This is a genomic window from Sphingomonas sp., assembly GCF_024508665.1.
GTDB lineage: Bacteria > Pseudomonadota > Alphaproteobacteria > Sphingomonadales > Sphingomonadaceae > Sphingomonas.
The window spans coordinates 248,207-260,849 of record NZ_JANINP010000003.1; the positions used below are offsets into that span (position 1 = coordinate 248,207).

Genomic DNA, 12,643 nt, shown 5'->3' on the forward strand with positions numbered 1-12,643 from the left:
GGAGGAAAGCGTCAAACCAAGCCGAAATGGTTTGATCTGGATTAGCCCATCACCGGCAGCGTGATGCGCGACCCCGAACATACCTTTTGCGTCGCCTTGACGAAATCGCTCGCCTTGGCGCGATAGGGGTTGGCGACGAAGGTTTGCGGGTTGCGGTCGATTACCGGGAACCAGGTCGACTGGATCTGGACCATGATGCGGTGGCCCGCCTTGAACACATGGTCGTGATCGCGCAGTGGCACGTCCCAGGCGACAACCTTGCCCGGCACCAAGGGCTGCGGATTGGTGTCGCTCGTCAGGAAGCGCCCGCGGCGGACGTCCATCGCGATCGGCCACTGATAGCCGTTAAGCGTCTTGGCATAATCGCCGACCGCCCATTGCTTGCCTTCAATATTCTCGAAGTTGCTGGGCAGCACATCGATCAATTTGACCACGAAATCGCTGTCCGTGCCGCTGGTCGAGGCCATCAAAGTCGCGGCGATCTTGCCGGTGACGGTCAGGTCCTGCTTCAGCGGCTCGGAGACATAGCTCAACACGTCGGGGCGATGATCGACGAAGCGCTGGTCGTCGCTTTCCCACCAGGCCCAGTCCGGCGTCGCATAGGTCCGGCTCATCGGCCGCTTGCGAAACGGCACCGGGTTGGCCGGGTCGCTGACATAATCGCGGCAGGTTTCCCCTGCACTCGGCGCCGTGAACGATAACGAGCCATCGTCGTGGAGATAGAGTTCCGTCGCCTTGGCGCCCTTAGGCGGCCAGGACTCATAGGTCTTCCAAACGTTCGAGCCGGATTCGAACATCTTAGCGGTGAAGTCGGGACGCGCACCCTTGCCGTGCAGCCAATAAGCGAAGAACGGCGCCTGAATCTGCGTCTGGAATTGGGTACCGCTATCGGTGCCGAGCGGAATCGAGCCGAGGAAATCGCCTTTGCCTTGCCAGCCGCCATGGCGCCACGGGCCCGAGACGATCTGCGCGAGATGATCCGGGTCGTTCTGCTTTTGCTTGGCATAGATCTGCCACGACCCCCAGGGATCCTCCTGATCCCAGAAGCCAGCGACGTTGAGCGTCGGCACGGTCGTCTTGCCCAGCGCGTTCTGCCAATTCTGGTCGGTGTAGAAGCTGTCGTGATTGGGGTGATCGAGCAGCGCGGTGAACATCGGCACTGTGCCCTTGAACACCTGCTTGTCGATATTCTCGACCGGCCCCATCCGCAGATACCAGTCATAGGCGTCGGTTAGCCCATCCAGGCTGAGTTCCTTGTTCTGGGTCTTGTCGACCTGCAGGCTCGACACCCATTCGGTCGCGTAGCTGAGCCGGAGCGCGCCATTGCGGTGGAGGTCGTCCGACAACCAATAATCGATCCACGCCGCCTGCGGGCTAACTGCCTTCAATGCCGGGTGCGGCCTGGCCAGCGCAACGGCGGCCGCGAAGCCGGGATAAGACACGCCCCACATCCCGACCTTGCCCGAATTGTTGGGCACATGCTTCACCAGCCAGTCGATCGCGTCATAGGCGTCGCTCGCCTCGTCGGTCCTCTTGGGATCGTTGGGATGGACCGCGGTCGAGAGTGTAAAGACGCCATCCGAGCCGAAGCGGCCGCGCATCGACTGGAACACGAAGATATAGCCATCGGCGACCAGCGGCTTCCAACTTGCCGGAAGGGCCGGCGGCAGCGCCTGGGGAACGCCATAGGGCGTGCGCTGGAATAGGATCGGCAGCTTGCCGCTCACATTCTTCGGCGCGATGATCACGGTTTCCAGCTTGGCGCCATCGCGCACGGGCACCATCACCTTGGTATAGGTGAACTGGCTCGCGACCTCGCTTGCGGCGGGCGGCGGTGCAGCCTGCGGTCGGGCGAGCGCGATGCCGCTCGCACCCAGCAATAAAATGGCGGCGATCAACCCTTTGGCGCGCATGTGAGTCTCCCTTTGGCGCGCACCCTGTCGGGCGCGGCGCGCGCGGTCAATCGGTGGCAGTCGTCATAGGCCGGGGGCGCCATGCACCACGGATCACTGGGCGCACGACCAGCGACATCAAATCGATCACGACATGAAACAGCATCGCCGCCGCGAGGCTGCCGCTCATCAGGTACATCGCGGTGAGGAGGGCGCCGACCAGGGTCGTGACGGTAACGCCTCTCCATCCCTGATAGGCATGGGCCAGTCCGAACAGCAGGATGGCGAGGACCACCGCGGCGATGGCGTCGATGAAGGCAGCCAACAGGATCGGCAGCAGCAGGCGGAAGAACAATTCCTCGCCAATACCGGCCGCAAGCGAGATCGCTGCGGCCAGCAGCACTTCGGCGCGGTCGCGCGGCAACAACGCCGAGACGTGGCCGAGATAGGCCGGCGCCCCTTTGCCCTTGCGCTGGCGCCGCCATGTCAGGAACGCCCCAAGGGGAAGCGCTGCGATCGTCGCCACGACGAACAATCCGGCGAGGAACGAATCGACCGCGATCGCGGGTGCGTCGCCGCGCAGCACGAACGACGCGCCCCAGAGCTCGTGCGGCAATTCCGTCACTGCCCCCGTCCGACCGAGCACGATCAAGCCGACGATCGGCGGTAAGGTGAACTGCAGCAACTGCGCAGCCAGCATTCGGCGGTAGAAGGTCTTGCGTCCGACACCTCCCGCCTCTGCTAACAAGCGATACCCGCGCGGTCCCGCGACCATGTTGAGCGCGACGATCGCCAGCATGATGGCAAGGAGGATCGCGTTGGTCATTTCCTCTCCCGTCCCGCGAGCGGGAGGGGTCGGGGGAGGGCATGTCGAGGGGAGCGCATCGTTTTGAACACGCCCTCCCCTAACCCCTCCCGCAAGCGGGAGGGGAACAAGATCACCCGATCCTGTGCTCGCCCTTGACCCAGCGGACCGTCCCGGAGCTGGCGCGCATCACCACCGAGTTCGTCGTCATGCGGTCGCCGCGGCGCTTGACGCCGTCGAGCAACGAGCCGTCGGTGACCCCGGTCGCGGCGAAGATCGCGTCGCCCTTGACCAGCTCCGACAGGTCGTATTGCTTGTCGAGATCGGCGATGCCCCATTTGCGTGCCCGGCTGCGCTCGTCGTCGTTGCGGAACAACAGCCGGCCCTTGAACTGCCCGCCGACGCAACGCAGGGCGGCACAAGCCAGCACACCTTCCGGCGCGCCGCCCGAACCCATATAAACGTCTATCGTCGTTTCAGGATTGGTCGTCGCGATCACCCCGGCGACGTCGCCGTCGCCGATCAGCATCACGCCGCAACCGATTCCGCGCAATTCGGCGATCAATCCCTCATGGCGCGGGCGATCGAGCACGCAAGCGATGATGTCGCTGGGCTTGACGCCCTTGGCCGCGGCGATCGCCTCGACATTCTCGGTCGGCGACTTGTCGAGGTCGATCACGCCCTCGGGATAGCCCGGGCCGACCGCGATCTTGTCCATATAGACGTCGGGCGCGTTGAGCAGATTGCCCTCTTCGGAGATCGCCAACACGGCGAGCGCGTTCGGCCCTGCCTTGGCGGTGATCGTCGTTCCCTCGAGCGGATCGAGCGCGATATCGATCTTGGGGCCCCTGCCCGGCGCCGATCCGACCTTTTCGCCGATATAGAGCATCGGCGCCTCGTCGCGCTCGCCCTCGCCGATCACCACGGTGCCGTCCATGTACAGGCTGTTGAGCGCGGCACGCATCGCCTCGACGGCGGCGGCGTCCGCGGCCTTTTCGTCACCGCGCCCGACGAGCGTAGAGGCGGCAATCGCCGCGGCCTCGGTCACGCGCACCATTTCGAGCACGAGCACGCGGTCGAGAACGTCGCTGGCAGTCGTCATTGTTCGGGCAATCCTCTTGTCTATTTCTTCGATTGAGCGCGCGGATAGGCGCGGCGCGTTACGGAGTCGAGACGGCGGCGTCCGCGGGAGGCGCCGCGTCCTTGGGCGCCTTGATCTCGAATACGTACGGCCAGTCCTTACCGGTGACGAACAGCCGTCGCTTCTTGGCGTCCCAGGCGATGCCGTTGGGAACGTCGTTCACTTCGGTCGCGCCCGACTGGCGGTGAAGTTCGCTGACGTCGATCCAGCCGATGACGTGGCCGTCCCGCGGGTCGATCCTCGCGATCAGGTCGGTCAGCCAGATATTGGCCAGGATCTCGCCATCGACATATTCGAGCTCGTTGAGCATTTTTACCGGCCGACCGCCATCGGTCACGGTGAGGTGGCGCTTTACGGTGAAGTTGGCGGGATCGACGAAGCGCAGCACCGGCGACCCGTCGGACATGATCAGTCCGCCTTTGTCGTCGGCGGCGAGCGCCCAGCCCTCGCCCTGATATTTGAAGCTGCCTAGCCGTTTGAAATCCTTGGCCGACCAGCGGAAGCCGATCTGGTTCTTCCAGGTGAGGCTCAGGATGGTGCCGTTCCACGGAGCGATCCCCTCGCCATAGAAAGGCGGATCGACCGCGACACGCGCCATCACCTTGCCGTCGCTGAGCCGCACCTTGCGGATGCCCGAGCGATTGAGCTCGCCGGTGCTCTCGTAGAGATAGCCGTCCTGCCAGAACAGGCCTTCGGTGAAGGCGCGATTGTCGTGCGGAAAGGTCGCGACGATCTGCGCGGACTGAACGGGCACCGATTGCGGCGTCGAGCCGACCTGCGGCAGCAGGCCGAACAACCCCAGCAAAAGACCCGTGACCGGCATCAGTCCCTCAGCAATTCGTTGATGCTGGTCTTCGACCGCGTCTGTTCATCGACGCGCTTGACGATAACCGCGCAGTACAAGCCAGGCTTACCATCGCCGCCGCCGATCGAGCCGGGCACGACCACCGCATAAGGCGGCACTTCGCCCATCAGCACTTCGCCGGTCGCGCGATCGACCACCTTGGTCGACTTGCCGAGATAGACGCCCATCGACAACACCGCGCCGTCGCCAACGCGGACGCCCTCGGCGACTTCGGAGCGCGCGCCGATGAAGCAGCCGTCGCCGATGATCACCGGATCGGCCTGAAGCGGTTCGAGCACGCCGCCGATCCCGGCACCGCCGGATATATGGACGTTCTTGCCGATCTGGGCGCAGCTGCCGACCGTCGCCCAGGTGTCGACCATCGTGCCTTCGCCGACATAGGCGCCGATATTGACGAAGCTGGGCATCAGCACCGCATTCCTGCCGATGAACGATCCACGCCGCACCACGGCGCCGGGAACGACGCGAAAGCCGGCGTCGCGGAAGCGGTTCTCGCCCCAACCGGCGAACTTGGATGGCACCTTGTCATAGGCCGGTGCGCCCGCAGCACCACCGTCGATCACGACATTGTCGTTGAGCCGGAACGACAGCAGCACCGCTTTCTTGAGCCATTGGTTGACCGTCCAGCCGTCGGCACCGGGCTCGGCAACGCGCGCCTGGCCACTGTCGAGCAGTTCCAGCGCGGCCTCGACCGCGTCGCGGACCGCGCCTGTCGTGCCGGTGCTGATGTTCGCCCGGTCTTCCCATGCGGCGTCGATCGTCGCGGGCAGGTCGGTCATGCTTCCTCCAAGATATCGTGCAGCCAATGAGTAATGTCGCGCGTGGTGAAGTCGACGAAGTCGCGGTCGCCCTCCTCGCCTTGTTCGGACCCGTTGTCGACCCACAAGGTGGTCATGCCGATCTGCTTGGCCGGCTTCAGGTTGCGCGCCATGTCATCGGCGAACAGGCTTTGCGTGGGATCGAGACAATATGCGTCGCACAGATGCCGATAGGCCTCCGGCGCGGGCTTGGGGCGGTATTGCGCGGCGTGCACGTCGTGGATCGCCTCGAACGTCTCGCCCAGCCCCAGCTTCGCGAGGATCTTGCCGGCATAAAGCGCATCGGCATTGGTGAAGATGATCTTGCGCCCCGGCAGTCGCGCGATCGCAGCAGCGAGCGGGGCATTCTCGTCGAGCACGTCCATCTCGATATCATGGACGTCGGCGAGATATTCGTACGGGTCGACGCCATGTTCGGCCATCAGCCCCGACAAGGTCGTGCCGCGCGTGTGGAAATAGCCCTTCTGGATCTTGTACGCCTCGTCGCGATCGACCTGGAAGAAGCGCGCGATATAATCGGTGATGCGCCGATCGACTTGCTCGAACAGCCGCGCGCCGTGCGGATAGAGCGTATTGTCGAGATCGAAGATCCAGTTCCGGACATGATCGAGCCGCGCATGCATGGCGGGCGCTCTACGGCGCGCGCCCGGCAGCGGCAAGGCGCGCCTTGAGCAATCGCGACGACACACTATCTCCTCGCGATGATCCCCTATTCGCTGCTCGATCTGGTCCCTGTCGTCGAAGGCGGCTCGGTACGCCAGGCGCTGGCCAATGCCGCCGACATGGCGCATCACGCCGAGGCCAATGGCTATCATCGCTATTGGGTAGCCGAACACCATGGCATGGACGGCATCGCCAGCTCGGCGACCGCGGTGGTGATTGCGCATGTCGGCGCCGCGACATCCACGATCCGCATAGGTGCGGGCGGCATCATGCTCCCCAATCATGCGCCATTGGTCATCGCCGAGCAGTTCGGCACGCTCGACGCGCTGTTTCCCGGCCGCGTCGACCTGGGACTGGGCCGCGCGCCGGGCAGCGACCAGCGCGTCGCGCGCGCGATCCGCCGAACGCTGGAAAGCGATCCCCAGGCCTTCCCGCGCGACGTGCTCGAACTGCAGAGCTATTTCGCCGATGATGGCCAGACTGGCATCCGCGCCACACCCGGCGCGGGAGCAAAGCCTGAATTATGGATATTGGGGTCGAGCACGTTCGGCGCGCAGCTCGCGGCGATGCTCGGCCTGCCTTACGCCTTCGCCTCGCATTTCGCGCCCGATGCGGTCGACCAGGCGCTCGCCATCTACCGCCGCGATTTCCGCCCGTCGGCGCAGCTCGACCGGCCCTATGCGATGGCCGGATTCAACGTCTTCGCCGCCGATACCGACGAGGAAGCGGAATTTCTGGCGAGCTCGCAGCAACAGGCGTTCGTCGCCTTGCGCACCGGCAATCCGCGCCAATTGCCGCCGCCGGTCGCCGGCTATCGCGACAGTCTTCCGCCGCCGCAAGCAGCGATCCTCGACCACGTCCTGCAATGCTCGGCGGTCGGCAGTCCGGCGACGGTCGAGCGCGGGATCGCGGCATTCGTCGAACGGACCAAGGTCGACGAGTTGATGATCGTCAGTTCGATCTATGACGTCGAGGCGCGCAAGAAGAGCGTGGCGATCGCGGCGGAGGCGATGCGTGGGGTGACGGTTCCCGCATAAGCCAGCGGCTCGCTACACCTACTCCGTCATGCCGGGCTCGTTCCGGCATCCACCGGAGGCAAGGCCCGGTCCTTGAGCCTCTTGTCCTGCGCTGGCGGCACAGTGGACCCCGGCACAAGGCCGGGGTGACGGTGGGGGCAACGGCGCTGAAAGGACGCTGCTGCATACAGGCGGTCCCGCAATCCGGCCTCTGCGCCGCCAGTTAGCTCGCCGCTGGCAGCCTCAGCCGCACCAATAGGCCGCCCAGGTCTTCGCTTTCCTCCAGGCTGACCGTACCCTCGTAGATCTCCGCCACATCGCGCACGATCGCGAGGCCCAGCCCGGTGCCGGGCTTGCCGGTATCGAGGCGCGCTCCGCGGTCGAAGATCCGGACGCGCTCTTCCTCGGGAATGCCGACGCCGTCATCCTCGACCAGGATCTCGACGAAGCCGGCTTGCGCGCTGACCGTCACGAATACGCTACCGCCGCCATATTTGGCCGCGTTCTCGATCAGATTGCCGAGCATTTCGTCCAGGTCCTGGCGTTCGACATGGACCTGCAAATCGTGCGGACCGTCGGCATCGATGCGGACGTGCGGATAGAGCCGCGACACCGCGCGCTCGACCGAATCGAGGCTCGGCCACACTTCCGCCCGGCTGTGCGCCGAGCCGCGCCGTCCGACCGCGCGGGCGCGGGCGAGATGGTGGTCGACCTGGCGCCGCATCGTCCGCGCTTCGCGCACGACGGTGTCGCCGAGATCGTCGGCCTTGGCAGTGGCGGCGTTCATGATCACCGTCAGTGGCGTCTTGAGCGCGTGCGCCAGATTGCCGGCATGCCGCCGCGCTTCCTCGGCCTGTTTGTCGTTATGCTCGATCAGCGCGTTGAGTTCGTCGACCATCGGCGCGACCTCGGCGGGCATCGCGCCCTCGATCCGGCGCGCGCGTCCGCCGCGTAATCGCGCGATCTCGCCGCGCAACCGCCGCAACGGACGCAAGCCGTACCAAGTCTGCAGCCCGGCCAGCACGATGAGGCCAAGCGCGAGCAGCAGGAAGCTTCTGACCAGGGTGCGGCGCAATGCATTGATCTGCGCGTCGAGCCCGTCGCGGCTCTGCGCCACCTGGAACCGCCAGCGCACTTGCGAGCCGGGCAATTTGACGTCGCGCTCGAGCACGCGGAGCTTCTCACCCGCGAACTGGTCGCTGTCATAGACATGGACTTCGAGGTCGGTGTGGTTGTCGCCATAAGCGAGACGCCGGTCCCAGAGCGACCGAGACGGGAAGGGTTCGTTGCCGCGCGCCGTGACCTGCCAATAGAGGCCCGAATAAGGTTCGAGGAACCGTTGATCGGCCGGCTCGCGATTGAACATCACCTCACCGTCCGGGCCGATCTCGGCCGAGGTGAACAAGGAGGTCAGGACGTAATCGAGTTGGTCGTCGAAATTGCGGGTCACCGCGCTGGTCAGCACGCGATCGAGCGCATAGCCGCCGCCCGCGAGCAACAGGCCGATCCAGATCGCGGCGATGACGATCATGCGCCGGCCGAGCGATCCGGTAACGGTCACTCGGGGGGTGCTCGGTGTGCGCCGCCACAACACCCAGGCGAGCCGCAACAAGGCGATGACGGCGAGCGCCAGCAGACCGCGCTCTAGCCAGAGACGCTCCGGCCCCAGCAACAATGCGGCCGCGAGCGAGCCCGCGCCGAGAGCCGTCAATATGCCGATCTCTCCCGACCGGCGATATCTGCGGACGACCACGCGCCAGCGGGGAATGGCTCGCTCGGCCGGCACGTCGCCGGCAGGATCGACCGGCTGCGCCTCCACCCGTTCAGGCTCGTCCGCCGACGGCGCGGCGATCAGCTCGCGTCCCTCGGCCACGTGCTATCTCTACTCGGCGCGCGGAGGGCCGTCGGGATCGTCCAGGCTATAGCCCAGGCCGCGGATCGTGGTGATGACATCCTGCCCCAGTTTCTTGCGGATGCGCGTCACGAACACCTCGATCGTGTTCGAATCGCGGTCGAAATCCTGGTCGTAGATATGTTCGATCAGCTCGGTGCGGCTGACGATCTTACCCTTGTGGTGGAGCAGGTAGGACAGCAGCTTATATTCCTGCGCGGTGAGCTTCACCGGATCGCCGGCGAGCGTCACCTTGCCCGAACGCGTGTCGAGCCGGACGTCGCCCGCGATCAGCTCGGACGAGGCATTGCCCGAGGCGCGCCGGATCAGCGCGCGCAGGCGGGCAATCAATTCCTCGGTCTGGAACGGCTTGGCGACATAATCGTCGGCGCCGGCGTCGAGCCCCGCCACCTTGTCCGACCAGCTGTCGCGCGCGGTCAACACCAGCACGGGTGTGGTCTTGCCCTGTTTGCGCCAGCGGTCGAGCACGGTCAGCCCATCGATTTCCGGCAGGCCGAGATCGAGCACGATCGCGTCGTAATTCTCGGTTTCTCCGAGAAACAGGCCTTCCTCGCCGTCGCCTGCCGTGTCGACCGCGTAGCCCGCCCCTTCGAGCGTATTCTGCAGTTGCTGGCGGAGATTGGGTTCGTCCTCGACGATCAGAACGCGCATTGTGTTCCCCTTCGCGCGAGCCCCTTCACGGGAGCTCCAATTAGCCGGTGCGGCCGATAATCTGGCCCGAACGGCCGTCGACCTTCACCCAGATGACGGTTCCATTGCGCAGGAACTTGAGCGTGTAAATGCCGCTGTCCGGATCGAGCTCCGGCCCCAGATATTGCGCGCCGCGCATCGACGGCACCACCCGGCGCTCGATTTCGGGGAGCGGGAGGACGCGCCCCTCGCGCCGCGCTTCCCAGGCACGCTGCTGGTCGCGCTGCAGATACGAAGCGTCGGCCGCGGGAATCGCGGTCGGAATGAGGGCCAGGGCAAGCAACGCGGACATCGACATGGCTGGTTGCATAGTGGAGCGGGCTTGAACACCCTGTGAATGCGTTTGTCAGCGGGGGACAAGGTTGGGGCGACAGGTTCGGACGCAGTTTGCGATCGCGTGTGGCGAAGCGGGCGGTCGGCTATGCGCCCTTGATATGCAAAACCGCGCCAACTTTCACGGCAGTTGGCGGAACGCCGCGAGCTCTCGATCGCTTTCCAGCGAACGATTGGAGCAGGTCTATGGCGAACTCACCACCCAAGCGCGGCGACAAAGTAAGCTGGAAAAGCCACGGCGGCGAGGCGCACGGCAAGGTCATCAAGAAGATTACTCAGACTGCGAGGATAAAGGGACACAAAGCAGCCGCGTCCAAGGGCAATCCGCAATTCATCGTTGAGACCAATCAAGGCAAACGAGCGGCTCACAAAGCCGGCGCGCTTTCCAAGGAATAACCGGTGGTCGGACCCGGGCAGCTCAAAACCCTTGGCCGATAACGTCTATCGGCCCAATTCGCGTCTCAGCGACCTAGATCGCGAATATCCGCTTCCCGCGGCGCTACATATGGAAGCGGACTGTCGGCCACCGCTCACAAGCCGTCTGCCCCCCCATTGCCCGCCCCCCACGCTCCCCCTAAGTAGCCGCCCTCATGGCTGCCCCCATCCTATCCTATGAAGACCTCGGCCTCGTTCAGGGCGCCGGTTGGCTGTTCCGGCATCTCGATCTGCATATCGGCGAGCGCGATCGGCTCGCACTGATCGGGCGGAACGGCGCGGGCAAGACGACCCTGCTCAAGCTGATCGCCGGCGCGATCGATTCGGACGAGGGCCGCCGCACGATCGTGCCGGGGACGAAGGTCATCCTGCTCGAACAGGACCCGAAGGTCGACGGGTTCGCGACGCTCGCCGATTTCGTGATGGCCGGGGCCGACGCGCCCGCGCGGCACGAGGCGGATGCGATCGCTGATCAGCTGGGCATCGACCTGTCGCGCGAGGCGGCGTCGGCCTCGGGCGGCGAGCGGCGCCGCGCGGCGATCGTCCGCGCGCTGGCGCAGGATCCCGACGTGCTGTTGCTCGACGAGCCGACCAACCATCTCGACATCGCGGCGATCGAATGGCTCGAACAATGGCTGACGCGCTTCACCGGCGCGTTCGTCGTGATCAGCCACGACCGCACCTTCCTCACCCGGCTTACGCGCCAAACCTTGTGGCTCGACCGCGGGACGATCCGCCGCAGCGAGATCGGCTATGGCGGGTTCGAGGCATGGACCGAGCAGGTCTATGCCGAGGAACAGCGCGCGGCCGAGAAGCTCGACGCCAAGCTGAAGCTGGAGGAACATTGGCTGCAGCGCGGCGTCACCGGGCGCCGCCGCCGCAACATGGGGCGGCTGGCGAAGCTCAAGGAGATGCGCGCCGAACGCGCCGCAATGCTGGGGCCGCAAGGCGCGGCCGCGCTGGTAACCGGCAGCGACGACGTCAAGACCAAGGTGGTGATCGACGCCAAGCACGCGACCAAGGGGTTCGCGGGCCGCGTCATCATCCGCGACCTCAATCTGCGCATCACACGTGGCGACCGGATCGGCATCGTCGGGCCCAATGGCGCGGGCAAGACGACCCTGTTGCGGCTGCTGACCGGCGAGCTTCAGCCCGATAGCGGCGAGGTGAAGCTGGCCAAGACGCTCGACGGCGTGGTGATCGACCAGCAGCGCAAGCTGATGGCGCCCGACAAGCGCGTGCGCGACGTGCTGGCCGATGGCGGCGACTGGATCGACGTGCTCGGCACCAAGAAGCATATCCACGGCTATCTCAAGGACTTCCTGTTCGACCCCAATATGGTCGAGGCGCGGATCGCGACCCTGTCCGGCGGCGAGCGCTCGCGGCTGTTGCTGGCGCGGGAGTTCGCGCGGCGATCGAACCTGCTGGTGCTCGACGAGCCGACCAACGACCTCGATCTCGAGACGCTCGACCTGCTTCAGGAAGTGATCGCGGATTATGACGGCACGGTGCTGATCGTCAGCCACGACCGCGACTTTCTCGACCGCACGGTGACGCTGACCCTGGGACTGGACGGATCGGGCAGCGTCGATGTCGTCGCGGGCGGCTATGCCGATTGGGAAGCGAAGCGGAAACCGCGGGCCGAGGCCAAGAAGCCGGCGGCGAAATCTGCCGCGACGCCGGCCGTCGAGAAGCCCAAAGCAGCGAAGCTGAGTTACAAGGATCAGCGCGACTACGACCTGCTGCCCAAGCGGATCGAGGAGATAGAGGCGGCGATCGCGCGCGACGAAGCGGCGCTGGCCGACCCCGCGCTCTATGTCAGCGATCCGGCGAAGTTCGCCGCGCTGACCAAGGCAATCGAGACCGCGCGCGCCGAAAAAGACGCCGCCGAGGAACGCTGGCTGGAACTCGCCGAACAGGTCGAGGCGCTAGGCTGATCGCCATTTTATCCCGCAAATCCGGATTTTCCGGAAATTGCGGGATAATTGTCCGCGCGATCAGGTGATTGCGGATCCTCTCCCGTCCTCGTCGCCGGCCCGTCGATCCCGCTTGCACCGCCAGACGACTCTCTGT

At 65.3% G+C, this 12,643-nt stretch carries 12 protein-coding genes; 3 read left to right on the top strand and 9 right to left on the bottom strand.

Features of this window, described 5'->3' with window-relative positions; all coding sequences use genetic code 11:
- Positions 1 to 41: 41 nt before the first annotated feature.
- From Q0L25_RS06370 to Q0L25_RS06395, 6 genes are all read right to left on the bottom strand, one after another.
- Positions 42 to 1,913, bottom strand: coding sequence for a CocE/NonD family hydrolase (locus Q0L25_RS06370; RefSeq protein WP_296612595.1), 1,872 nt, complete (start codon positions 1,911 to 1,913; stop codon positions 42 to 44).
- Positions 1,914 to 1,959: 46 nt separating this feature from the next.
- Entirely contained in the window at positions 1,960 to 2,718 is a 759-nt protein-coding gene (locus tag Q0L25_RS06375) for a CPBP family intramembrane glutamic endopeptidase (protein WP_296612598.1), read from the bottom strand.
- 112 nt (positions 2,719 to 2,830) lie between these two features.
- Positions 2,831 to 3,799, bottom strand: a complete 969-nt coding sequence (glpX, locus tag Q0L25_RS06380; RefSeq protein WP_296612599.1) for a class II fructose-bisphosphatase — start codon at positions 3,797 to 3,799, stop codon at positions 2,831 to 2,833.
- A 58-nt stretch (positions 3,800 to 3,857) separates the two neighbouring features.
- Complete coding sequence (locus Q0L25_RS06385; RefSeq protein ID WP_296612601.1) at positions 3,858 to 4,661, bottom strand: glutaminyl-peptide cyclotransferase; 804 nt, start codon at positions 4,659 to 4,661, stop codon at positions 3,858 to 3,860.
- Complete coding sequence (gene dapD, locus Q0L25_RS06390) at positions 4,661 to 5,482, bottom strand: 2,3,4,5-tetrahydropyridine-2,6-dicarboxylate N-succinyltransferase (protein ID WP_296612603.1); 822 nt, start codon at positions 5,480 to 5,482, stop codon at positions 4,661 to 4,663. Before dapD ends, Q0L25_RS06385 begins: the two co-directional genes overlap by 1 nt.
- Positions 5,479 to 6,144 carry a pyrimidine 5'-nucleotidase gene (locus Q0L25_RS06395; protein ID WP_296612605.1) on the bottom strand — a complete coding sequence of 222 codons (666 nt, stop codon included), beginning with the start codon at positions 6,142 to 6,144 and terminating at the stop codon, positions 5,479 to 5,481. The genes dapD and Q0L25_RS06395 overlap by 4 nt, the downstream gene beginning before the upstream one ends.
- Before the next feature lie 78 nt (positions 6,145 to 6,222).
- Here Q0L25_RS06395 and Q0L25_RS06400 point away from each other — a divergent pair, with 78 nt between their 5' ends.
- A complete protein-coding gene (locus tag Q0L25_RS06400; RefSeq protein WP_296612607.1) occupies positions 6,223 to 7,221 on the top strand; it encodes an LLM class flavin-dependent oxidoreductase in 999 nt (332 codons plus the stop codon).
- Positions 7,222 to 7,423: 202 nt separating this feature from the next.
- Here Q0L25_RS06400 and Q0L25_RS06405 read toward each other — a convergent pair whose 3' ends face one another.
- From Q0L25_RS06405 to Q0L25_RS06415, 3 genes are all read right to left on the bottom strand, one after another.
- Entirely contained in the window at positions 7,424 to 8,794 is a 1,371-nt protein-coding gene (locus Q0L25_RS06405) for a HAMP domain-containing sensor histidine kinase (RefSeq protein WP_296612886.1), read from the bottom strand.
- 288 nt (positions 8,795 to 9,082) lie between these two features.
- Positions 9,083 to 9,763 (bottom strand): response regulator transcription factor, encoded by a 681-nt coding sequence (locus tag Q0L25_RS06410; protein ID WP_066590860.1) that lies wholly within the window; start codon positions 9,761 to 9,763, stop codon positions 9,083 to 9,085.
- 40 nt (positions 9,764 to 9,803) lie between these two features.
- Positions 9,804 to 10,100, bottom strand: coding sequence for a hypothetical protein (locus Q0L25_RS06415; RefSeq protein WP_296612610.1), 297 nt, complete (start codon positions 10,098 to 10,100; stop codon positions 9,804 to 9,806).
- Between the two features lie 221 nt (positions 10,101 to 10,321).
- Between Q0L25_RS06415 and Q0L25_RS06420 the strand changes: the two genes are divergently transcribed.
- Together Q0L25_RS06420 and Q0L25_RS06425 are read left to right on the top strand one after the other, a co-directional pair.
- The gene (locus tag Q0L25_RS06420) at positions 10,322 to 10,531 is read left to right on the top strand and encodes a DUF2945 domain-containing protein (protein WP_296612612.1); all 210 of its coding nucleotides are present in this window, start codon (positions 10,322 to 10,324) and stop codon (positions 10,529 to 10,531) included.
- Between the two features lie 194 nt (positions 10,532 to 10,725).
- Positions 10,726 to 12,507 (top strand): ABC-F family ATP-binding cassette domain-containing protein, encoded by a 1,782-nt coding sequence (locus Q0L25_RS06425; protein ID WP_296612613.1) that lies wholly within the window; start codon positions 10,726 to 10,728, stop codon positions 12,505 to 12,507.
- The last annotated feature ends 136 nt before the right edge of the window (positions 12,508 to 12,643 follow it).